Raw genomic sequence first — 21,986 nt, 5'->3', positions numbered from 1 at the left:
CTTAACTCTTCCAAAGCTTTACATCTGATGAAAGGTGTTCCTCAATGAGTCGTCGTCACAGCAGCAACCGGCGCCGCGGCCAGCAGCAGGCTGGCCAGTCGCGCCGCAAGCGGGTGATCGGTGCCGGTGGTGCAGCCACTGCGTTCTTGGCGTTCGGGATGACGCCACTGGCCGGTCTGCCGTCAGCGCAGGCCGATGATGGGCTGGACTGGCTGATGGACCTGTTCGACCCCGCGGCCTCGGCGATCGATGTCGCGGGGCCCGCTGCCGGCGGTTTCTTCGACATGTCCACGATCATCGACCAGTGGTTCTACCAACCCCTCCACTTCGGTGTGGAGGCCTGGATCGACAGTGACCTCGGCGCCCTGGTCAACGGCTGGATCAACGAATCCTCCGGGCTGTTCCTGATCGGCGACGGTGCCGATGGGACCGCGCTCAACCCGAACGGCGGGGACGCCGGCCTGTGGTTCGGCGATGGTGGTGCTGGCTGGAACAGCGATGACGGCGCACTGGCCGGCGGTGACGGCGGCACCGCGGGCTGGTTCGGCAACGGCGGTGACGGCGGTGACGGCTTCGAGGGCAGTGCCGGCGGCAACGGCGGCATGGGCGGCTCCTACATGGGAATCGGCGGTGACGGTGGCGCCGGCGGTGACGGCGTTGGCTCCAGTGCCGGCGGTGGTGTCGGTGGCCTCGGTGGTGACGCGGTCGGCTGGTTCTTCGGCAACGGCGGCAACGGCGGGGCCGGCGGTAGTGGCACCGCGGGCGCCAACGGCAGCTACGCCAACGGCGGTACCGGTGTCGGCGGTAACGGCGGCAGCGGCGCTGCCGGCGGCGCCGGTGGCCGAAGCGGCTACCTGTTCGGCAACGGTGGCAACGGTGGTGACGGCGGTAAGGCCGGCGATGCCGGGACCTCAGCTGATGGCGTCAGCGACGGCATCGCGGCGCACCTCAACGGCGCCGCCGGTGCATCTGGCGGCAGCGCCGGTGCCGCCGGTGCCGCGGGCGTGAAGTTCGATGGGTCCTACGGCAGCGCCGGCGTCGCCGGGGTGTCGAGTGAGGGCGGTGCCGGCAGCGACGGTGGCGACGCGTACCAGGACGCGATCACCGGTGACTACCTTGGCAACGGGGGCGTTGGCGGTAGCGGCGGTACCGGCGGTGCCGGACCGCTCGCCGGTGCCGGCGGCGCAGCCGGCGACGGCGGTGCCGGACTAACCGGAGGTAAAGGTGGCGAAGGTGGCGACGGTGGCGCCGCTACCCTCGGCGGCGTCGGCGGCGACGGTAGTGACGGCGGTGCCGGCGGATTCGGTGCCACCCAGGGCGGCCATGGCGGAAACGGTGGTGTCGGTGGTGCATCCACTGAGGCCAACGACGGTATCGCCGGAAAGGGCGGCGCCGGTGGCGCCGGTGGTAACGCCGCCACCGATGACAACAACGTCAAGACCACCGGCGGTAACGGCGGTGTCGGTGGTACCGGTGGTGCGGCTGGCAAGGCGGGCCTCAACCAGCCCACCTTGAGCGGCACCGGCGGTGCTGGTGGTGCCGGCGGCGCGGCCGGCACCGGCACCTACGTCGGCGGCAACGGCGGTAACGGCGGTGTTGGCGGCCAGGGCGGCGGTGGCGCGACCAGCATCGCCGGGGAAGGCGGCCGCGGTGGCGACGGCGCCGCCAGCACCGGCTGGAAGTCCACCGACGGCAACATCTACAGCAAGGGCGGTAACGGCGGCAATGGCGGGGTCGGCGGCAAGGCCTTGCCCAATGGCTATTCGGGGCTCGGCGGTGACGGCGGTGCCGGTGCCGACGGAGCGACCGGTGCCAATGTCATCAGCACCGGCGGTAACGGCGGCAACGGTGGCGCCGGCGGTGCTGCCCCGCCGACCCTGATCGTCGCTGGCGCCTGGGGTGGTGACGGCGGTACCGGCGGCGGCGGCGGCGATGGCACTGCATCCGGCGGTAACGGCGGTAGCGGCGGTGCGGGCGGCGCCGCCCAACTGGCTGGCGGCAACGGCGGGCAGGGCGGCGCCGGCGGCAACAGTGCCGGCGCCACCAGCGTCGGCAACCCCTTCGGCGCCAGTCGCGCCGGTAACGGCGGTGCCGGCGGTGCCGGCGGCGTCAGTGCTCCCGGTACGTCCAAGATGCCGGTCGGCCCGGGTGGCGACGGCGGCAACGGCGGTGTGGGTGGCACCGGGGCCGGCGCGGTCAACGGCGGCAACGGCGGTGTCGGCGGTTCGGGCGGCAGCGGGACCATCGGTGGCGATGCCGGCAACGGCGCCAACGGTGGTGCCGCAACCGGCACCGGCAATGGCGGTAACGCCGGCAACGGTGGCGCCGGTGGTAACGCGATCGTGGGGATCACCGGAATACCGCACCCCCGTGCGGGCGGCGGCGACGGTTACACCGGCGGTAACGGCGGGGCCGGCGGCCAGGGCGGTGTCGGCGGCACCGCGGTCACCGGTGACGGCGGTCTGGGTGGCAACGGTGGCGTCGGCGGTACCGGCGGCCAGGGCGGTGCCGGCGGCAAGGGCGGTGTAGACGCCGACGGCAACGGCTTTACCGGCGGCAACGGTGGCACCGGCGGTAACGGTGGTACCGGCGGCGAGGGTGGCGCCGGTGGCGCCAGCACCAGCGGCACCAGTGGTGCTGCCGGTACCGATGCCCTCGATGGCAATGGTGGCGCTGGCGGCACTGGCGGTGCCGGCGGTGTCGGTACCGGCGACGGGACTTCCGGCGCCGGCGGCAACGGTGGTGTCGGCGGCACCTCCGGCACCGGTGACGGTGGCGCCGGCGGCGTTGGTGGTGCCGGTGGTGCCGGTTCGGCCGGCACCCTCACGGGAACCGCTGGTGGCGATGGCGGTAACGGCGGTAAGGGCGGCATCGGCGGTGCTTCTACCTCCGGCGCGTACGGGAACGCCGGGCTCGGTGGTGCCGGTGGCGTCGGTGGCGTCGGTGGTGTCGACGCTGCGGGCAATGGCCTGGACGGCGGCGATGGCGGCACCGGTGGTGCCGGTGGTAGCGGCAGCAACGGCGGTGTCGACGGCAACGGTGGCGCCGGTGGTGCCGGCGGTGCTGGCGCTGTCGGAACCAATGGCGGGGCCTCCGGTGACGGCGGCAACGGTGGTTCCGGCGGCACGTCTGGCACCGGCAACGGCGGAACTGGCGGCTTCGGTGGTGCCGGTGGCACCGGCTCTGCCGGTGCGGTCGGCAGCAGCACCGTCACGGGAACCGCAGGCGGTGACGGCGGTAACGGCGGCAAGGGTGGTGCCGGTGGCGCCTCCACCTCCGGCACCTACGGCACCGCCGGCACCGGTGGCACCGGTGGTGGTGGCGGCGTCGGTGGCGTCACCGCGGCCGGCAACGGTCTCAACGGCGGCGACGGTGGCAACGGCGGTGCCGGTGGCACTGGAGGCAACGGTGGCGTCGACGGCACCGGTGGCACCGGTGGTTTCGGCGGTACCGGCGGTGTCGGAATCGATGGCGCGACCTCCGGCGACGGCGGCAACGGTGGTGCCGGCGGTACCTCCGGCACCGGTAACGGAGGCAGCGGCGGCACCGGTGGCTCGGGCGGACAGGGATCCCTCGGCGGTACCTCCGGTGCCGGTGGTACCGGCGGTACCGGCGGCACCTCCGCCAGCGGCACCGCCGGCAACGGTGGCTCCGGTGGCACCGGTGGACTCGGCTACAACGGCAACGGCACCACCAACGCCGGCGGTGATGGTGGCAACGGCGGCAAGGGCGGTGTCGGCGGTGACTCCGGGACCGGCACCGATGGCAAGGCCGGCAACGGTGGCACGGGTGGCAGTGGCGGTGGCGGCGGTGTCGACGGCATCGGCAACGGCCTGAACGGCGGTAACGGCGGCATCGGCGGTGCCGGTGGCGCAGGCATCGGCGGGGGTCTCGACGGTAACGGCGGCACCGGCGGTTCCGGTGGTTCGGGTGGCATCGGAACGGGGACGTTCTCCGGTAACGGCGGTAACGGTGGAGTCGGTGGCACCTCTGGAACCGGTAACGGCGGTAACGGTGGTGTCGGTGGCTCCGGCGGCGTCGGGGCCGTGGCGCTCCCCGGTGGGCCCGGCGGTAATGGTGGTAACGGCGGCCTCGGCGGCCTCGGCGGCGCGTCCGACAGCGGTAACGGCGGTAACGGCGGTAACGGCGGGGCCGGTGGCGCCGGCCGAGCGGGCACGGCGGGAAGCGCGGGAACCACCACGGCCGGCGCCAACGGAACCGACGGCGGTAACGGCGGTAACGGCGGGCTCGCGGGCAACGGCGGCACGTCCAACACCGGTAACGGTGGCAAGGGTGGCGTCGGTGGCGCCGGCGGTGCCGGAGCCGCTGGCGGCAACGGCGGCACAGGCGGTGTCAATGCCGGCGTCGGCCAGGCCGGCGGTGCCGGTGGCGACGGCGGCAACAGCGGTACCGGCGGTAAGGGCGGCGCCGGTGGCGACAGCACCAGCGGAACCGACGGCGCCAACGGTAACGGCGGCGCCGGCCCGGCCGGTGGCAAGGGCGGTAACGGCGGTAACGGCGGTAGCCCCGGTGGTGCCGGTGGCACCCGCGGAACCGGCGGAACCGGCGGAACCGGTGGTGCGGCGGGTGGTCCCGGCGCAATCAACGGCACCACTGGCGCCACTGGCGCCAACGGCACGAACGGCAAAGCCGGCTAACGCCGACAGATCGCGTATCGCGGCCGTCGGGTCCCTCACCGGACTCGGCGGCCGCGGTCGCGTCTACGGCCTATTCCGTTGACTCTGCGCTCACGGCGTGTCCTACTCGCAGTTCCCCGCCCTGAGCGCAGAGTCAGCGCAAAGAAGTAGGGATCTCCGCCGCGATCCGGTCCATCAGCGCGGTGTAGCGCTTGGCCTCCGGGTCCTGACCCGGCTTACCGCTGGAAATCAGCCCGGCCGACAGCCCCCGCTCCGGGTCGGTCCAGATGGCGCAGTTGACCAGGCCCAGATGCCCGAACGCGGCCGGCGCGCCCCGGCCGAACGGCCCGAACCGCTTGGACCCCAGCATGTAGCCGGTGCCCCAGCGCAGCGGCGCCAGCCCGGTGGCCACGTCGGGGCGCAACCGGCGGCACTGGGCCGTCGCGCCCCGCAGGGTCTCCGGTGACAGCACCCGCACCCCGTCGAGTTCGCCTCCGCGACGCCAGATCTCGGCGAACCGCGACAGCTCGAACGCGGTGGAGATGGTGTTCGACGACGGCACCACCGTGGTCAGGAAGAACGGGCTGTTGGTCACCGGGATGATCTCGTACACCGACCCGCCGATCGCTTTGCGAAACACCGCGACCGCCGCGCCGGTCGGCTGCTTGCCGGTGGCATGGCTGGGCGCCACCAGCGGAATGTCCTGCGGGGCAACCCCATAATTGGTCCACCGGAAACCCAGCGGGTCCAGGATCTCGGTGGCCAGCACGTCCCGGATGTCCTTGCCGGTGGCCGCCCGCACGATCTCCCTGGTCAGTGGCCCCCAGGTCAGGGCGTGATACATGTGCATCAGCCCGGGAGGGTAGACCAGCCGCAGGTTGGCCAGCTGCGCCTGGGCGTACTCGGGGTCGTCTGCGCGGTTGAGGTCGGGCTTGGGCCCGGTGGCAAACGGTACCCCGGCGCTGTGCGTCATCACGTGCCGAATGGTGGTGCGGTGCTTGCCGTGTCGGCCGTAGTCGGGCAGATAGTCGCTGACGCGATCATCCAGGGAGAAGGCGCCGCGCTCGGCCAGCATGTGCATCACCGTGCTGGTAATGGCCTTGGCGGTCGAGTACACGCAGAACGGGGTGTCCACACCCACCGGGACCAGCTCCGCATCAGCGGGATCCGACGGACCGTTGCCCCAGCCGTGCCCGATGGCCCGGTTGAGCACCACGCGACCGTTGTGGCGCAGGCACAACTGGATCGCGGGGTGCAGTCCGGCCGAATACCAGTGCCGGGCGGCCTGCCAGATCCGCTCCACGGACGCCGGGTCGATACCGGAATGGTCCTCGTCGCCGATCGCGGTGACGGCGTCGAGGTCGGCGGGGATACGGACGGTGCCGTCGGGTGTCATGCCCGCCAGGTTACGTGGGACGCCGAGCTCCGCCCCGGCCGAAATACAGTTCCTGGGTCGCCACGCAGACCAGCTGGCCCGCCCGGTTGTACATCGTCGAGGTGGTCAGGCCGCGCCCGGCGATGCCGCTGGGCGTGAACTGGTCCGAGAGCACCCAGTCCGAGAGGTCGACGGGCCGCTGAAACCACAGCGCATGGTCGATCAGCGCGTTGAAGGTACTGGCCTGATTGGTCCGCCGCATGGCCAGCGCCGCCTCCACCATGGTGGTGCCGGACAGGTAGGTCAACAGGGCACTGTGCATCGCGGGATCCGCCGGCACCGCCTCGGCGGGTTTCCACCACAACCGCAGCCGCGGCGACGGCTCGCCACGCTCCATGGCGATCCGTGGCGGCGCGTCCACGTAACGCAGGTCGAACGGGTGCGGCTGAACCCAATAGCCGCCCAGTTCGTCGGCGTAGGCCGCCAGTTGTTCCTGCGACGACGGCAGCGAATCCGGGTCGGGGACATCCGGTATCGGCTGCTGGTATTCGGGCGCGTCGACCGCGGTGGTGAACGACGACAGCACTTCCAGCAGGATCTGGCCGTCCTGGCGGGCCGTGACCTGTCGCGTCGACAGCGTGCCTCCGTCACGGGCCACCTCGACATGCAGGTCGACCGGGCGGCGGGCATCCCCGGCCCGCAGGTAATAGACGTGCACGCTGTGCGGCACCCGGCCCGGCGCGGTGCGGCTGGCCGCGATCAGTGCCTGGCCGGCGATATGCCCGCCGACGATGTGGTGGATCCGGTTGTCCAGCTGGGTGGCCACGAAGTGCTCGTCATCGACGCGGTCGACGTCGAGGGTGGCGATGATGTCGGCCAGGGCCGGCTGGCGGTGCGGCACGTCGTGGCTCACGCGTGCGCGCCCATCTCCATCACGTACACGCCCGCGCCGATCAGCACCACGCCACCGGCCATCACCGGCGTGAACGGATCGTCGAACAAGAACCGGGCCAGCACGGCGGTCAACGCCACTCCGACACCCGACCAGACGCCGTAGGCCACCCCGACCGGAATGCCGCGCTTGAGCACCATCGCCAGCAACACGAAGGACAACACATAGCCGACGGCAACCGGGATCACCCACTGCCATCGAGAGAAGCCGTCGGAGGCGCGCATCGACAGCGTTCCGGCGACCTCGAAACCGATCGCCCCGAACAGGAAGAGCCAGGCCATCACTCGCCGGTGAATTCGGGCTTGCGCTTGCCCATCATCGCGCCGATGCCCTCCAACAGGTCCTTGGACGCCAAGAACGCCGAGTTCCAGGCCGCGACGTAGCGCAGGCTGGCCGACACCCGGTCGGTGCGCTGCTCGTCGAGCACGTCCTTGATGCCGGCGACGGTCAGCGGCGGGTTCTGAGCGATCTCGGCCGCTGCGGCGTGCGCGGCGGCCAGGCTGGCCTCGGCGTCGGCATAGACATCGTTGACCAGGCCGATCTTCTCTGCCCGGGCCGCGTCGATGTCTTTGCCGGTCAGCGCGAGTTCACGCAGGTGGCCGTCGGACAGGATCAGCGGAAGCCGGGCCAGGCTGCCCACATCGGCGACGATCGCCAGCTTGACCTCGCGCACGCTGAACTTGGCGTCCGCGGCGGCGTAGCGGATGTCGACCGCGGAGATCAGGTCGACCCCGCCGCCGATGCACCAGCCGTGAATCGATGCGATGGTCGGTGTCCGACAGTCGGCCACCGCGGTGATCGCACCCTGCATGCGCTGCAGCTCGCGGTGGAAGTCCGCCCGCGGCCGGGCCAGCGCGCCGTCGGCCAGCATCGGTGTCATGGTGCCGCCCATCGCGGCCACGTCCAGCCCGTAGCTGAAGTTCTTGCCGGAGCCGGTCAGCACGATCGCCCGCACCTCGCGGTCGGCGTCCAGCGCCGCGAAGACCTCCGGCAGCTCCGCCCAGAACGCCGGGCCCATCGCATTACCCTTGCCCGGCCCGATGAGCGTGACCTGGGCGACGTGGTCTTTGATCTCGACGGTGACGGATTCATACGACGCTGTCATACCCAGACCGTAGCGTTGGACGCATGACTCCTGATCTGCGACCCGGTACCGACGCGCCCCCCGCCGACGAGCTCGCCGGCGCCGAAGCCGCGTGGGCGGTGCTGGAGCAGGTGTTGAGCGGTATCAGCGGCGACGCATGGTCCAATCCGACGCCCTGCTCAGAGTTCGACGTCGCGCAGCTGACCGAGCACCTGTTGCACTCCATCACCATCCTCGGCGGCGCGGCGGGCGCGGAGTTTCCGGTCCGGGATACCGCCGATTCGCTGGCCGACCAGGTTTCCTCCGCCGCTCGGCCCGCCCTGGACGCCTGGCGAGGTCGCGGTCTGGACGGCACCGTCGCGTTCGGCCCCACTGAGCTGCCGGCCAAGATGGCTGCGGGCATTCTGGCGCTGGAGTTTCTGGTGCACGCGTGGGACTACGCGACGGCGACGGGCCGCACGCTGAATGCGGCCGAACCGCTGGTCGGATACGTGCTGGACCTGGCGCACACGATCATCACACCGGTGGGCCGGGTGCGAGCGGGGTTCGGCGACCCCGTCGATGTCCCCGATTCGGCATCGAGCCTGCACAGGCTGATCGCCTTCACCGGACGGTCATAACCTCGCAACCTGCTGTCCAATCCGGCGTCGTTCAAGCTGCCTAGCGTGGGTAGGACATGGACATTGCCGGATGGTTGTGGGCATTGACGATCGTCGGCCTACTAGGGCTCCTGGCGTTCGACTTCTTCGTGCATGTTCGCAAGGCGCATGTTCCGACGTTGACGGAATCCGCGCGCTGGTCCGCCGGCTACATCGGCGTCGCCGTGCTCTTCGGGGTCGGCATGTTTGTCTTCGGTGGCGCCGACGCGGGCTCGGAATACTTCGCCGGCTACCTCACCGAGAAGGCGCTCTCCGTCGACAATCTGTTCGTGTTCCTGGTCATCATGGCCAGCTTCCGCGTGCCTCGAGTCGACCAACAGAAGGTGCTGCTGTTCGGGATCGTCATGGCGCTGGCCGCGCGGACCGGCTTCATCCTGCTCGGCGCCGCGATGATCAACCGTTTCGCCTGGGTTTTCTACTTCTTCGGCCTCCTGCTCCTGCTGGCGGCGGGCAACATGCTCAGGTCGGGCAGCGCAGAGGAGGCTCAGCGAGCTCCCGACGTCATCGTCGGGCTGGTGAAGAAGGTGGTGCCTACCAGCGAGCGTTACGACGGCGACCGGCTGTTCACCCGGATTGACGGGCGCTGGGCGATCACCCCGATGCTGTTGGTGATGTTGGCGATCGCCGGCACCGATGTGCTCTTCGCGCTCGACTCGATCCCGGCGATCTTCGGCCTGACCCAGAACAGCTATCTGGTGTTCACCGCGACGGCCTTCTCCCTGCTGGGCCTACGCCAGCTCTACTTCCTGATCGACGGCCTGCTCGACCGGCTGGTGTACCTGTCCTACGGACTGGGGCTGATCCTCGGCTTCATCGGCGTGAAGCTGATCATGCACGCGATGCACGAAGGGGGCGCCGGGGGTATCGAGATCGGCACCGGGCCGTCGCTGCTGGTGATCGTCGGCGTGCTCACGGTCACCGTCATCGCCTCACTGCGGCACCGCCGGCACGCGGCGAAGGGCCAGACCGCGCGCGATCGGGAGCTGGTGCTGCGGCGCTGAATCAGATCCGGCCCAGGGGAATGCGGCAGTTGCCCCTCTCCGAGCGACAACTACCGACGCTTGGCAGTGCCCTGAGCCGTTTGATGCTCCTATAGACGTCAAGCCGCGGTTTGGTGGGTGGTGGGTTGTTGGCGTAGGTGTTTGGTGAGGGTCCAGATTTCTCGGATGAGGTGGCGTTTGAGGCAGCGCATGATTTCGGGTTTGGTTTTGCCTTCGGTGATACGTCGGGCGACGTAGGCGCGGGTGGGTTCGTGGTATTTCATGCGGACGACGACGATGCGGTGCAGTGCGGCGTTGGCGCGGCGATGCCCGCCTCGGTTGAGCCGGTAGCGGAGGGTTTTGCCGCTGGAGGCCGGGATCGGGCAGGTGCCGCAGAGTTTGGCCAAGGCGGCTTCGTTGCGGATACGTTCGGCGTTGTCACCGAGTGCCATCAGCAGCTCTGAGGCGTTGTCGGGGCCGATCCCGACCGCGGCGGTCAGCTGCGGGGCGATCTGTTTAATGAGGGTGCCCAGTAGCTTTTCGTGCTCGGTGACTTCGTCGTTGAGGGCCAGCCAGCGTTGGGCGATGGCCCGCAGACTGTATTTGGCTGCTGCGGTCACCGAGGTGGTCGGGCCCGGCCGGAGGCTGGCGCAGCGGCGCAGCAGGGCCATGTTGGGCAGGGGTTGGAGGGTTTCGCGTAACTCGGCCGGTGCGGTGATCAGCACGGCCTTGAGTGACTGCATGGCTGTGGTGCGGGCTTTGACTGCGGCGTTCTTGGCGACTTTGATGTGCCGGATCATCTCCACCGTGCCGTCGTCGGTCTTGGGGATCGCCTCGGTGTGGCCGGCTAGCACCGCGCGAGCGGCATTTTCGGCGTCGAGCAGATCGGATTTGCCGCGGCGATGGCGGTCTTGGCGGTTGGGTCGCATCACCTCCACCACATCGCTGCCGCTGCGACGTACCGCTGCGGCCAGGCCGCGGCCATAGGAGCCGGTGCCTTCAATCCCGAAGCTCGATGCGGTTCCGAACGTGCCGGCCCAGTCGATCAACGCGCGATATCCGCTGGTGTTCGCATCGAAGGTGGCCGTGGCCAATAGGGCGCCACGTTCATCGAGGACCGCCGCGGCGTGCAGGTGTTTATGGGTGTCGACACCGACGATGACTCGACCACCGGGGACTTGTGTTGGCATGATTGGTATCGCGACCTTTCAGCAGGGTTGTGACGCTGGCCGGTCGGGCCGGACAAGACTGTGATGGGACCTGAATTCCGGTCAGGCTCCTATGAGGTCACTGCCCGCCCGGTCAGCACCAGGGGCGCGACTGCCGAGCAGGCGACAGATCAAATCAAGGACACCCGCAAAGACGGGGTCAGTCGCTCAAGTGGGTCAGCCCGCCCGACAGCCACTCAAATCTTCACAGTCGCTCAAAGGTGGGCAACGGTCTACATGGCCCGGATTTCCGGGAACGGGCTAGACCCGCTCCAGGTAGAAGTAGAAGTACCGGCCGTTATCCAACACGCCCGCCTTGCCGTTCATGATGCCCAGCACGGTGTTGTCGTCCACCCGCTTGAAGTGGTCGTGGGTGGGCTGGCCGTCGTAGACCATGGTCGCCACCACCTCGCCGCGGAACTCCTCGGCCCACAGGCTCGCCTCGCCCTTGCCGAGCTTGACGTTGGAGAACTTGTTGCCGTCCTCGTCCAGGCACACCAGCGGCTGCACGTCGGTGAGCGAGTTGAACGTCTTGCCGAACCAGCGGGCCTTGTCCAACAGGCCGTTCATCTTGTGGCCGGTGACGAACTCCCCGCCGCGCCACTCGCCGATCATCTGCTCGACGGTGGCCGGTGGCAGCGTCGCCCACAACGCATCGATCTCGGCGTCGGGGATCTGGTCGGTGCGGTCCTTGAGTGCGTCGAACGTGGTGCGGGCCAGCTCGTCATTCATGGTGGTCATCGTGTCAGCCGGCCTTGTTCACGGCCCGCTTGAGGCCGAACAGCAGGCCGTGCGCCAGCACCGCGGCGACCCCGGGCAGCCGGTTGTCGGCGCTGACGGTGTAGCTGATCTCCGTGCCGGAACCCGTCGAGCGCAGGGCCACGTTGCCGATGTAGTTGCGGAAGGGGATGCCGGAGACGCCCCGGTAGCTCAGTCGCTGATCCGGCTCGAAGGCGATGATCTCCTCCACCAGCGGCGCCATCCCCGGCACCGCCTGGATGCGACGCTGGGCGCCGACGCCGTTGGGCTCGGGGGTTCCCGGCCGGATCACGGTGATCTTCAGACCGGGGGCCCAGTCGGACATGGCCTCGTAGTCGGAGAGCACCGCCCACACTCGAGATGCGGATGCGGCGACGGTGGCAGTCGCGGTCGCGTGCATGTCAGTTCCTCCTCAGCGGTACGTCTGTGCGAACCGTAACAGCGCGTCGTTCTCCTCCGGCGCGCCGATGGTCACCCGGACTCCGTCTTGCCCGTAGGGGCGGACCACCATACGGGCCGCCGCGGCGGCGGCCACGAAGTCGGCGGTGCGCTCGGCCAGCGGCAGCCACACGAAGTTGGCCTGTGAATCCGGCAGCTCGAATCCGGCATCACGCAGCGCAGCCGAAACCCGGGCCCGCTCGGCGACCACCGCGTCGGTGCGGGCCAGCAGCTCCTCGGCGGCATCCAGCGAGGCGATCCCGGCGACCTGCGCCACGCTGGACACCGTGAAGGGCACATAGACCTTGCCCAGTGCGGTGATGATCTCCGGGTCGCCGACCGCGTAACCCAGGCGCAGACCGGCCAACCCGTAGGCCTTCGAAAAAGTCCGCAGCACAACCACATTCCGGTGGCGTCGGGCCAGGCCCAGGCTGTCGGGGAGCAGGCCGTCGCGGATGTACTCCACATACGCCTCGTCGATGGCGATCAGGATGTGCGGTGGCACCGCGGCGACGAACCGGGCCAGCGCGCCGGGGTCGACGACGGTGGAAGTCGGATTGTTCGGATTGCAGACGAAGATCAGCCGGGTGCGGTCGGTGATGGCGTCCAGCATCGCGTCCAGGTCGTAGGTGTGCTCGCGTAGCGGCACCTGCACCGGTACGGCTCCGGCCGTACGGACCTGCAGCGGATAGATCTCGAAGCTGCGCCAGCCGAACACCACCTCATCGCCTGCGCCGGTGCTGATCTGGATGAGCTGCTGGCACAGGCTCACCGACCCGCAACCCGCCGCCACATGCTCGGGGCCGAACCCGACATGCTCGGCCAGCCGGGCGCGCAGCGCGGCGTAGCCGTTGTCCGGGTAACGGTTGGTGGTGGCCAGGGCGGCTTCGACGGCTTTGGCCACGCTGGGCAGCGGGGGGAACACCGTCTCGTTGCTGGCGAGTTTGATCGATCCGGGGACCGTCTTACCCTCGACGTAAGCCGGCAGCGCGGCGATCTCCGGGCGCAGTCTGACGGTCACGGACCACAGCATATGTGTGCCGTTGGCGGTGTAGTCCGGCGGCGGTTCAGCGAGGCTCGACCGAGGGGAGGCGAAGCTGGGACCGCCGTACTAACCCCGCGGTTTCAGAACTGGGGGAGTGATCCGGTACCCTCAACGAGTTCGGGAGGCGTGCCAGAGCGGCCGAATGGGACTCACTGCTAATGAGTTGTCCCCTTTACGGGGGACCGGAGGTTCAAATCCTCTCGCCTCCGCAACGGCCGGGCTTGCTCGACCGACAACTGAAGAGACAGGCGCCCGTAGCTCAACGGATAGAGCATCTGACTACGGATCAGAAGGTTGGGGGTTCGAATCCCTTCGGGCGCACATTTTCACGGTACAGATTGCCCCGGCTACGGCCGGGGCTTTTCTGTTTGGCGGGATTGACGGGCCGGGTCGTGTGGTCGGGACGCCGGCTCTTCCGCCCCCATACCATCTCGAATTAGGTTAGCCTTACCTCTAGCGTGTCGGAGGTCGTCGTGCTCCGCTCGCGATGGACGAAGGCGGCTGCGGATCGCCGCAGGAGGTGAAGGGCTGTGGCTGCGCGAATTGGGCTGGGTGATCTCGAACGCACGGTCATGGAATGCCTGTGGTCGGCGTCAGGGGCGTTGACAGTCCGCGAGGTTCACGCGTCGGTGGCCGTCAAGCGGAACCTGGCTTACACCACGATCATGACTGTGCTGCAACGGCTTGCGAAGAAGAATCTGGTGGTCCAGCGGCGGGACAATCGCGCCCACCGTTATGTGCCGACGCAGGGCCGTGCCGAGCTGGTCGCCGAACTAATGTCGTATGCACTCGATCAGGTTGTCGACTCGCGCGGACGCGAGGCCGCGTTGGTTCACTTCGTCGACCGCGTCGGCGCTGACGAAGCCGCCGCGCTCAGACGAGCGTTGGCTGAACTCTGATCGGTTGCGGCTCACACCACCGGCAGATCCATGCGCTGACCACCAAGGCGGGGTGTCGTCACCGATGGGTCAAGGGGTCCGGCGAGAACCACGCCCTCTTTGCCTGCCAGGACTTGGCCAACCCGTAGGCGAAGATCCCCACCGACAGGCAGATGCAGGCCCAGATCGCCGGGCCGGCGTAGCCGCGCGCCCAGATCGAGCAGACCGCAATCAGGCAGGCCCCCACCGCAAATACCATCGAGACCAGGTATAGCTTGATCGTCCTCCTGGCCCGCGGATCGTGTCGGAGGGCCAGCATCAGCCGGCCGACGTATCCGCTCAAGAGCAGTACCAGGATGCACACCGACACCTCGTAGGCCGTCATCCAGAAATCGCCGGTCAGGCCGGCGAACGTGTCTGGCTCGAAGCCCCGTGCGCTCATCGCGTAGGTCACCACCATCACGACGACGTTCAGTCCCACGGGTATCTGGAGATGCTTACGCATGATCGGGGGCACCTGATCGGGATCGGCGAGGCGGACCAGCATGTGGTAGATGTTCGCCAGCACCGCCACGATCAGGAACATGTTGCCGAGGAGCTGCTGGGCGTTCCACACGCCCAAGTGGCGGTGTAGCCGGGGTCCCAGCTCATCACCGGCCCAGGGCGACAGCAACACCAGCGCGCAGCCCTCCATTGCGATGGCAAAGGTGGCGGCGGCCTCCCAGCGTGACCACCACGTGTCGCGGCGGACCCACAGGCTGTACAGGACCACACCGAGGGTGATGACGATGAATAGGGAAATCATTGCGCGCCGATCACCTTACCGTCACCGGAGGTAAACCAAGCGCTTTTCGCCTTCCACGATCGCGCGGACCCGTAGGCGAAGGTGCCCACCGCCAAGCAGATGCTGAGCCAGATCCAGCGGCTGGCGTTGTCGCCGTCGACCCACGTCGAACCGACCACGATCAGACAGGCGGCGGTGGCGAATGCCATCGAGACGAGGTAGAGGTCAATGGTGGGCTTGGCGCGCGGATCGTGCCGCAGGGTCAGCATCAGCCGGCTGACGTAGGCGCTGAGGTAGATCACCAGCGCACAGCCGACCACTTGGTACAGCTCCATCCAGGCATCGGTCCGGGGTGCGGCGAACGCATCAGGCTGGTAGTCCTGGTCGGAGCGCAGGTAGGCCGGCACCATCACGGCGATGCTCAGCCAGATCGGGATCATGAGCTGGCGGCGCATGATGAACCGCACTTGATCGGGGTCGGCGAGACGGACCAGCATGTGATAGATGTTCGCCGTGACGGCCACGATCAGGCACAGGTGGCCGATCAGCTGTTGAACGTTCCACACCCCGAGGCCGTGATGTAAAACCGGGCCGATCTTGGCCCCGGCCCACGGCGACATCAGTAGCAGCGCACAGGCTTCCAATGCCAACGCGAAGGTGGCGGCGTTCTCCCAGCGTGTCCACCAAGTGTCGCGGCGAACCCAGAGGCTATAGGCGACGACTGCCAATGTGGTGGCAATGATTCCCGACGTCATCGAGTGCCCTCACGACAGGGCTTGCGGGGGATTGGGCTGCCCGACCGGAGGTTCGCTGCTGGCGAACCACGCGGCTTTGGCCTGCCAGGAACGGGCTGAACCGTAAGCGAAGATCGCCACGGAAATGCATGCGCACAGCCAAATCAGCGGGCTGACATCGGCTTTGGACCAGGCATTGCTCAAAAGCGCCATGATGGCCGCCACGGCGAAGGCCGTGGAGGCCGTGTAGAGCTCGACGGTCTCTTTGGCACGGGGGTCGGATCGCAGCATCGACAACACTCGCGTCGCGTAGCCGGACAGGTAGATCAGCACCAGCGACAACAGTGCCCAGTAGGCCCTCGCCCAGGCGCCCCCGCCCCCGAGCGATGAGAAGCCGTCCGGGCGATAGCCCGCGTCGGCGATGAGGAACACCGCCACCATCGCCACCACGCCGGCCTGTACGGGCAACTGCACGTGCAGGCGGAACAACGGTCGGATCTGGTCGAAGTCGGCCAGCCGTGCCAGCACGTGGTAGATGTTGGCCGCGATGGCGACGACGAAGCAGATGTGACCGGCCAGCTGCTGGATGTTCCATATCCGCATGGCGTGCCGCAGCGCCGGACCCAGGGTCTCAGCTGCCCACGGCGACATCAGGACGAGCGCGAAGGTCTCCAGTGCGATCGCCAGGGTGATGCCGATCTCCCAGCGCGACCACCACGTATCGCGGCGCACCCACAGGGCGTACAGCGCCACCACCACGGTGGCACCAATTAACGCCGACGTCATGCGTCGACGGTACTTCCTGGGGGTCGTCTTAGACGGGAGGTTTGTCCAGATCCGCCTTCAAATCACCCAGGCGCAGTGGCCGTGATGAGGACTCCAGGTACTCGGCGACGGCGTCGTGCTCGATCAATCCGAACCGTACCTGCAGGTCGACGGGGTTCAGCCCGAAATACCTGGCAACTCGGATCAGATTGTCCGCGCTGATCAGCCGACCCTCATGTGCCGCCTTGTAGTAGGCGGACTTGCGGTAGCCGAATGCCTCGTAGACCTCGGTCGCTCCAAGCGGCCTGCCTACGAGATAGGGCAACACGACGGTTGGATCTTTGTGACGATCGTCCACAGCAATACACCTTAGCTCTTCTTCGTGGACCGCACAAGTATTTCGGAAACTCGGCGGAGCATAAATACGCTAAAACCGACTGGTCGTAAGCAATTCAAGCATTGCACGGGCTGCAATCCTGGTTCCGAGGGGGATAGCGGAAAGGTCGACCATATAGTCCGGCGAGTGCGGTGTGAAGGGGAACAATTGACCCTTTTCCGCGGACTTCGCGTACACCTGTGGATCGGCGACGCCAACCAGCAGATATGACAGCGGTACCTCCAGGTGCTGCCCTTTGAGCAGGTGGCAGTCCTCCGAGCCGGTCAGCGCCGGCAGCTGGCGCACGACGTTGGCCGGACCGAGCAGGTCGCCGAGCGCGGTGGCCACCCGGTCGGTGAGGGTGGTGTCGTTGACCAGCGGAGTGGCGCCGCCGGCCAGCGAGATCTCCGGCAGCCGGTCCTCGCCCATCCCGTAGCTGCGGGCGATGCCCCGGCAGATGGACCGAATGCCGGCCAGCAGCGTCTCGCGCACGTCGGGGTTGAACCAGCGCAGGTTGACCTTGAGCAGCGCCCGGTCCGGAATGACGTTGTAGGCACTGCCGGCCTGCACCGAGCCGACCGTCAGCACCGCCGTCTCGCTGGGTGCGACGGCGCGACTGACAATGCTCTGGAACTGCACGACCGCCTGTGCTGCCATGAGCACCGGGTCGCGGGCCAACTGGGGCATGGACCCGTGTCCGCCCACACCGTGGAACACGATGTCGAGCTGGTCGGTGCCGGCCATCCGCTCCCCGCCGACCGCGGCAACCATGCCGACCGGTAGCGGCGCGGTGTGCATCGCCAGGAAGGCGTCCGGTCGGGGTGCGACGTCGTAGAGGCCGCCGTCGATCATGGCTTGGGCGCCGGCGATCAGTTCCTCGGCGGGCTGTCCGATCAGCACCGCGGTACCCGACCAGGTGTGGGTGGTCTCGGCGAGCACCTTGGCCAAGCCCAACATCCACGTCACGTGCGCGTCGTGTCCACACATGTGCCCGAGCGCCGGGTTGCTGCTGGCGTAGTCCAGGCCGGTGGCCTCGGGCACCGCCAACGCGTCCATGTCGGCCCGATACATCACCACCGGGCCGGGGCCGTTGGCCAGGACCGCCACCACGCCGGTGCGGCCGATCCCGGTGGTCACTGTGAAGCCGAGGTTGCCGAGTGCCTGCGCGGCGGTCCGCGCGGTGCGCACTTCGTTGAACCCCAACTCGGGATTGCGATGCAGATCTTTGAAGATGTCGACCAGGCGCCGAGTGTCGGCAGTGACGATCCTGTCGATGTCGTCGATGAGGTCTGTCATTTCGCATCCGCCATCCAGGCCTGGGCCCGCTCGAAGAGCCAGACGGCGGCCTCGTGCAACTGGTCGCCGACCTCCTGCTGCGCCATGCCCGCCGACGCGCGGGCCAGCGTGCCCTCGATCACGATGGCCAGCTTGAAACCTGCCATCACCGTGTACCACCCGAGGTGCGACAGATCGCGCGAGCTGCCCGCGGCGTAGCGCTGCACCAGGTCATCGGGGGAGGCCAGCCCGTCCATGCCGGTCAGTGTGTGGCTGAACACGCTGGACCCGTCATCTTGGCGCCAGGTGGCCAGCAGCCAGCCCAGGTCCAGCAGCGGGTCGCCGATGGTCGACATCTCCCAGTCCACAATCGCCACCACCTCAGGTCCGGTGGGGGAGAACATCACGTTGGCCGCGTGGTAGTCGCCGTGCAGGATCCCCGGCTGCCAGGATGCCGGCACGTTGCGCTGCAGCCAGGCGGCGACGTCCTCGAGGCCCGGCAGGTCGGGCCCCGGATAGTTTTCGAACTGTCGGTAGGAGTCCAGTTCGGAAAGCCACCGCGGCACTTGGCGTTCCAGGAACCCGTCGGGTTTTCCGTAGTCCGCCAGCCCCACGGCGACATGGTCGACGGCGCCGAGTTTCGCCAGCGCATCGGCCATCGACAGTCCCATCCCGTAGCGGACCGTCGGGTCGCCGGCGTGCAGGGCGGGCAGTTCTCCGCTCGCGTTGAACCCGTCGACCGGCTCCATCAGATAGAACACCGCATCGCCGAGCACCGCCGGGTCGTCGCAGACGGCGATCAATCCCGGATGCGGCACGTCGCTGCCGGCCAACGCGGCCAGCAGCCGGGTCTCGCGCAGCATCACCGCATTGCTGCGCGGTCGCAGGTGCCGCGGGCCGCGCCGCAGCACATAGCGGCGACCGGATCGGGTGAACGCCAGCATGACGTTCTGGGTGCCGCCGGAAAGCTCCGTGACGTTGTCCAGCGGGCCCTCGCCCAGGCCCTGAGTGGACATCCATTCCGCGACCGCTTCGAGGTTCACGGGGCGAACCTAACCCGTCGGCCCGCAGCGGTTCACCGGTTTCGCGGGCCCCGTCTCCGCGGTGTCAGCTCTTGGGCCGGACCTGCTGGGAGATCGTCTGCACCCGGATCGAGTCGTCGCCGAACAGGAACGTGTCTACCCCGTCGACGCGTGAATCCGGTGCGTCCAGGGTCCATTCCAGCAGCAGCACCGTGCCGCTGTAGGTCTGCGACTTGATCTCGAAGGTCGCGTCGGCCAGTGCGGCGGACAGCTGGCTGAACGCGGCCCGGATTCCGCTACTGCCCCGCGCAACGCCGGCGGCGGTGATCAGCTCGGATTCGTCGGTGTAGTCGGCGAGCAGCTCGTCGACGTCGCGAGCGAGCAGGGCCTGGAGGTGATGGTCGAAGATTTCCTGCGGTGTGCGTGCCATGCGATGAAGATATCGGCGCGCCCGACATACTGGAACGTGATGTCTACGCCACGGGGATCGGTCGAACGTGTCGTGATGTCGCGCGCCGACGGCAAGCCCATCACTGTGCTGGTGGTCGACGACGAGGCGGTGCTGGCCGAGATGGTGTCGATGGCGCTGCGCTACGAGGGCTGGACCACCGCGACCGCAGGCGATGGCGCTTCGGCGATCGCGGCCGCCAAGGCGGAACGTCCCGACGTCGTGGTGCTCGATGTGATGCTGCCCGACATGAGCGGACTCGACGTGCTGGGAAAGCTGCGGGATGTCAACCCGCGGCTGCCGGTGCTGTTCTTGACCGCCAAGGACGGCCTGGAGGACCGCATCGCGGGGTTGGCCGCCGGCGGCGATGACTACGTCACCAAGCCGTTCAGCATCGAGGAGGTGGTGTTGCGGCTACGCGCGCTGTTGCGCCGCACCGGGGTGAGCACCGCCGAGGCCGGCGCCCAGATCGTGGTCGGCGACCTGGTACTCGACGAGGACTCCCACGAGGTGACCCGGGGCGGTGACCCGATCACGTTGACGTCCACCGAGTTCGAGCTGCTGCGCTACCTGATGCACAACGCCAAGCGGGTGCTGTCCAAGGCGCAGATCTTGGACCGGGTGTGGGACTACGACTTCGGCGGCCGGGCCAACATCGTTGAGCTTTACATCTCCTACCTGCGGAAGAAGATCGACAACGGCCGAGAGCCGATGATCCACACGCTGCGCGGTGCGGGCTATGTGCTCAAGCCGGCTGGGTAAGCCGCCGCAAGGCGGCACCTGGCGCAACTGGTCGCTGCGGGCGCGCCTGCTGGCCGGTCAGATCGTGCTGCTCACCGTGGCCTGCCTGGGTATCGGCGCGGTGACGGAGCTCGCGCTGTACCAGTACCTGGTCAGCCAACTCGACCACCAGCTCTCCGACGCCTCGCATCGCTCGGCGCGGCTGCACGGCCAGCCACCGCCGCCGCCCGGGCACCGGCACCACCGGCCGCGGCCGGGGCCCGGCCCGGACTTCCTGGACGCCCCCGGCCAGCCGGCCGGCATGGTCGGTGCGGTGGTGGAAAGCGGGGACGCCCCCGCGGCCGGCCAGGACATCGAGGCGGGGTACCTGAGCACCTCGGGTCAGCGGGAGGAGCTGAGTCCTTCCGCCACAACACGATTGACCGATGTGTCGGCGGGATCGCCGCCGGTGACCCGGCGCCTCGACGGCGTGGGCCGCTACCGGGTGGTCGCGACCACCGCCCGGCGCAGTGACGACGTGATCGTCACCGGGCTGCCGCTGGCCGCGGTGGACGCCACCATGGTCCGGGTGCTGCTGATCTTCGGGCTGGTCACGCTGGTTGCGGTGGCCGCGGTGGCCACCGCCGGCAGCGTGGTCATCCGGCGAGCGCTGGCCCCGCTGCGCCGCGTCGCGCAGACCGCCGGCGAAGTGGCCGGCCTGCCGTTGGATCGCGGTGAGGCGACGCTGCCGGTGCGGGTCGCCGAGTCCGACGCCAACCCCCGCACCGAGGTCGGCCAACTGGGCGCCGCGGTCAACCGGATGCTCGAGCACATCGCTGCCGCGCTGTCGACCCGCCAAGACAGTGAGACCCGGGTGCGCCAGTTCGTCGCCGACGCCAGCCATGAGCTGCGCACGCCGCTGACCGCAATCCGTGGTTACACCGAACTGGCGCAACGGATCCCGGTATCCGACGACGCGGACTCGCAAGGCCTGGCGCACGCGTTGAGCCGGGTGCAGTCCGAAACCGAACGGATGACCCAACTGGTCGAAGACCTGCTGCTGCTGGCTCGGCTGGACTCCGGTCGTCCGCTGGAGCACGAGCCGGTGGACCTGTCCCGGATGGCGGTCGACGCCGTCAGCGACGCGCACGTCGGGGGCCCGGACCATCAGTGGCAACTCGATCTGCCCGATGAGCCGGTGACGGTGCCCGGTGATGCCGCCCGGTTGCACCAGGTAGTGGCCAACCTGCTTACCAATGCCCGTGTGCACACCGGCCCGGGAACCGTGGTGACCCTTCGGCTGGCCGTCGATGGCGACGACGCGGTGCTCAGCGTCACCGATGACGGGCCGGGCATCCCGGCGGAGTTCCTGCCGGAGATCTTCCAGCGGTTCGCGCGCGGGGACACCTCCCGGTCACGCAAGGGCGGCAGCACCGGGCTCGGGCTGGCGATCGCCTCGGCAGTGGTCCGCGCGCATCGGGGCAGCATCGGTGTCGCCAGCGAACCCGGCCGTACCGCGTTCACCGTGCGCCTGCCCCGGTAGCTCGGTACTTTCCGCGAGCGTGCGTGTCTGCCCGGCGACACGCCGGGTGTGTACGTACATCTGCGCGCGCTCGCCCCCCGGGTTTGCACACGCCCCCCGAGGGGTAGGCGACCCGGATGAACCCCGAACTGCCACCCGAACCGGGCCGGCCGGAAGAGCCGCCGCACCGGCGTACTCCCGAGGAGCCGCCGGAACGACTGGTGCCCGCGGACCCGCCGGAACGACTGGCACCCGCCGAGGTGCCCGAAAGGCTGGTTCCCGACGACCCGCCGGCCGCGCCCGACGACTCACCGGAGAGGTGATC

The 21,986-nt window shown here is 68.7% G+C and carries 22 protein-coding genes and 2 tRNA genes; 9 read left to right on the top strand and 15 right to left on the bottom strand.

Annotation, left to right across the window (positions count from 1 at the left end; all coding sequences use genetic code 11):
• Positions 1 to 44: 44 nt before the first annotated feature.
• Positions 45 to 4,658: a PGRS repeat-containing protein gene (locus ACKY0W_RS20820; RefSeq protein WP_409435616.1), complete on the top strand. Its 4,614-nt coding sequence runs from the start codon at positions 45 to 47 to the stop codon at positions 4,656 to 4,658.
• 133 nt (positions 4,659 to 4,791) lie between these two features.
• Here ACKY0W_RS20820 and lipE read toward each other — a convergent pair whose 3' ends face one another.
• The 4 genes from lipE to ACKY0W_RS20800 are packed head-to-tail and all read right to left on the bottom strand — an operon-like array spanning position 4,792 to position 8,069.
• Positions 4,792 to 6,033, bottom strand: a complete 1,242-nt coding sequence (lipE, locus tag ACKY0W_RS20815) for a lipase LipE (RefSeq protein WP_409435615.1) — start codon at positions 6,031 to 6,033, stop codon at positions 4,792 to 4,794.
• Positions 6,034 to 6,043: 10 nt separating this feature from the next.
• Entirely contained in the window at positions 6,044 to 6,925 is an 882-nt protein-coding gene (locus tag ACKY0W_RS20810) for an acyl-CoA thioesterase (protein ID WP_409435614.1), read from the bottom strand.
• A complete protein-coding gene (locus ACKY0W_RS20805) occupies positions 6,922 to 7,245 on the bottom strand; it encodes a DMT family transporter (protein WP_409435613.1) in 324 nt (107 codons plus the stop codon). The genes ACKY0W_RS20810 and ACKY0W_RS20805 overlap by 4 nt, the downstream gene beginning before the upstream one ends.
• On the bottom strand, positions 7,245 to 8,069 hold the full coding sequence (locus tag ACKY0W_RS20800; RefSeq protein WP_409435612.1) for a crotonase/enoyl-CoA hydratase family protein: 825 nt from the start codon (positions 8,067 to 8,069) through the stop codon (positions 7,245 to 7,247). The genes ACKY0W_RS20805 and ACKY0W_RS20800 overlap by 1 nt, the downstream gene beginning before the upstream one ends.
• A gap of 23 nt (positions 8,070 to 8,092) precedes the next feature.
• Here ACKY0W_RS20800 and ACKY0W_RS20795 point away from each other — a divergent pair, with 23 nt between their 5' ends.
• Together ACKY0W_RS20795 and ACKY0W_RS20790 are read left to right on the top strand one after the other, a co-directional pair.
• Complete coding sequence (locus ACKY0W_RS20795; RefSeq protein WP_409435611.1) at positions 8,093 to 8,668, top strand: TIGR03086 family metal-binding protein; 576 nt, start codon at positions 8,093 to 8,095, stop codon at positions 8,666 to 8,668.
• A 56-nt stretch (positions 8,669 to 8,724) separates the two neighbouring features.
• A complete protein-coding gene (locus ACKY0W_RS20790) occupies positions 8,725 to 9,708 on the top strand; it encodes a TerC/Alx family metal homeostasis membrane protein (RefSeq protein ID WP_409435610.1) in 984 nt (327 codons plus the stop codon).
• Between the two features lie 98 nt (positions 9,709 to 9,806).
• Here the strand turns inward: ACKY0W_RS20790 and ACKY0W_RS20785 are convergent, their stop codons facing one another.
• The 4 genes from ACKY0W_RS20785 to ACKY0W_RS20770 form a co-directional block, all read right to left on the bottom strand.
• Complete coding sequence (locus ACKY0W_RS20785) at positions 9,807 to 10,877, bottom strand: IS110 family transposase (RefSeq protein WP_409434931.1); 1,071 nt, start codon at positions 10,875 to 10,877, stop codon at positions 9,807 to 9,809.
• 279 nt (positions 10,878 to 11,156) lie between these two features.
• Complete coding sequence (locus ACKY0W_RS20780; RefSeq protein ID WP_409437877.1) at positions 11,157 to 11,627, bottom strand: DUF4334 domain-containing protein; 471 nt, start codon at positions 11,625 to 11,627, stop codon at positions 11,157 to 11,159.
• A 13-nt stretch (positions 11,628 to 11,640) separates the two neighbouring features.
• Positions 11,641 to 12,054 (bottom strand): SRPBCC family protein, encoded by a 414-nt coding sequence (locus ACKY0W_RS20775; RefSeq protein WP_409435609.1) that lies wholly within the window; start codon positions 12,052 to 12,054, stop codon positions 11,641 to 11,643.
• Between the two features lie 12 nt (positions 12,055 to 12,066).
• Positions 12,067 to 13,113: a pyridoxal phosphate-dependent aminotransferase gene (locus ACKY0W_RS20770; protein WP_409435608.1), complete on the bottom strand. Its 1,047-nt coding sequence runs from the start codon at positions 13,111 to 13,113 to the stop codon at positions 12,067 to 12,069.
• 144 nt (positions 13,114 to 13,257) lie between these two features.
• On the opposite strand from ACKY0W_RS20770, the gene ACKY0W_RS20765 reads away from it, so the two are divergent.
• The 3 genes from ACKY0W_RS20765 (at position 13,258) to ACKY0W_RS20755 (ending at position 14,036) form a co-directional block, all read left to right on the top strand.
• A tRNA-Ser gene (locus tag ACKY0W_RS20765) sits at positions 13,258 to 13,346 on the top strand.
• A 39-nt stretch (positions 13,347 to 13,385) separates the two neighbouring features.
• Positions 13,386 to 13,458: transfer RNA gene (locus tag ACKY0W_RS20760), tRNA-Arg, on the top strand.
• 251 nt (positions 13,459 to 13,709) lie between these two features.
• Positions 13,710 to 14,036 carry a BlaI/MecI/CopY family transcriptional regulator gene (locus ACKY0W_RS20755; protein ID WP_409437876.1) on the top strand — a complete coding sequence of 109 codons (327 nt, stop codon included), beginning with the start codon at positions 13,710 to 13,712 and terminating at the stop codon, positions 14,034 to 14,036.
• Positions 14,037 to 14,094: 58 nt separating this feature from the next.
• On the opposite strand, the gene ACKY0W_RS20750 is transcribed toward ACKY0W_RS20755, so the two are convergent.
• The 7 genes from ACKY0W_RS20750 to ACKY0W_RS20720 form a co-directional block, all read right to left on the bottom strand.
• Entirely contained in the window at positions 14,095 to 14,820 is a 726-nt protein-coding gene (locus tag ACKY0W_RS20750) for a hypothetical protein (protein WP_409435607.1), read from the bottom strand.
• Positions 14,817 to 15,554 (bottom strand): hypothetical protein, encoded by a 738-nt coding sequence (locus ACKY0W_RS20745; RefSeq protein ID WP_409435606.1) that lies wholly within the window; start codon positions 15,552 to 15,554, stop codon positions 14,817 to 14,819. The genes ACKY0W_RS20750 and ACKY0W_RS20745 overlap by 4 nt, the downstream gene beginning before the upstream one ends.
• Positions 15,555 to 15,563: 9 nt before the next feature.
• Positions 15,564 to 16,319: a hypothetical protein gene (locus ACKY0W_RS20740; protein WP_409435605.1), complete on the bottom strand. Its 756-nt coding sequence runs from the start codon at positions 16,317 to 16,319 to the stop codon at positions 15,564 to 15,566.
• A 28-nt stretch (positions 16,320 to 16,347) separates the two neighbouring features.
• Entirely contained in the window at positions 16,348 to 16,656 is a 309-nt protein-coding gene (locus ACKY0W_RS20735) for a hypothetical protein (RefSeq protein ID WP_019737957.1), read from the bottom strand.
• A 69-nt stretch (positions 16,657 to 16,725) separates the two neighbouring features.
• Positions 16,726 to 17,970, bottom strand: a complete 1,245-nt coding sequence (locus tag ACKY0W_RS20730) for an amidohydrolase (RefSeq protein WP_409435604.1) — start codon at positions 17,968 to 17,970, stop codon at positions 16,726 to 16,728.
• Positions 17,967 to 18,965 carry a phosphotransferase family protein gene (locus ACKY0W_RS20725; RefSeq protein ID WP_409437875.1) on the bottom strand — a complete coding sequence of 333 codons (999 nt, stop codon included), beginning with the start codon at positions 18,963 to 18,965 and terminating at the stop codon, positions 17,967 to 17,969. Before ACKY0W_RS20725 ends, ACKY0W_RS20730 begins: the two co-directional genes overlap by 4 nt.
• Before the next feature lie 91 nt (positions 18,966 to 19,056).
• Positions 19,057 to 19,401, bottom strand: coding sequence for a nuclear transport factor 2 family protein (locus ACKY0W_RS20720; RefSeq protein ID WP_409435603.1), 345 nt, complete (start codon positions 19,399 to 19,401; stop codon positions 19,057 to 19,059).
• Positions 19,402 to 19,476: 75 nt separating this feature from the next.
• Here ACKY0W_RS20720 and ACKY0W_RS20715 point away from each other — a divergent pair, with 75 nt between their 5' ends.
• From ACKY0W_RS20715 to ACKY0W_RS20705, 3 genes are all read left to right on the top strand, one after another.
• Positions 19,477 to 20,181, top strand: a complete 705-nt coding sequence (locus tag ACKY0W_RS20715) for a response regulator transcription factor (protein ID WP_409437874.1) — start codon at positions 19,477 to 19,479, stop codon at positions 20,179 to 20,181.
• Positions 20,159 to 21,682, top strand: a complete 1,524-nt coding sequence (locus ACKY0W_RS20710) for a sensor histidine kinase (protein WP_409435602.1) — start codon at positions 20,159 to 20,161, stop codon at positions 21,680 to 21,682. The genes ACKY0W_RS20715 and ACKY0W_RS20710 overlap by 23 nt, the downstream gene beginning before the upstream one ends.
• Positions 21,683 to 21,798: 116 nt before the next feature.
• Complete coding sequence (locus ACKY0W_RS20705; RefSeq protein ID WP_409435601.1) at positions 21,799 to 21,984, top strand: hypothetical protein; 186 nt, start codon at positions 21,799 to 21,801, stop codon at positions 21,982 to 21,984.
• Positions 21,985 to 21,986 lie beyond the last annotated feature (2 nt).

This window comes from Mycobacterium sp. SMC-14, from assembly GCF_046250075.1.
GTDB lineage: Bacteria > Actinomycetota > Actinomycetes > Mycobacteriales > Mycobacteriaceae > Mycobacterium.
This window is presented reverse-complemented; position numbering and strand designations above follow the sequence as displayed.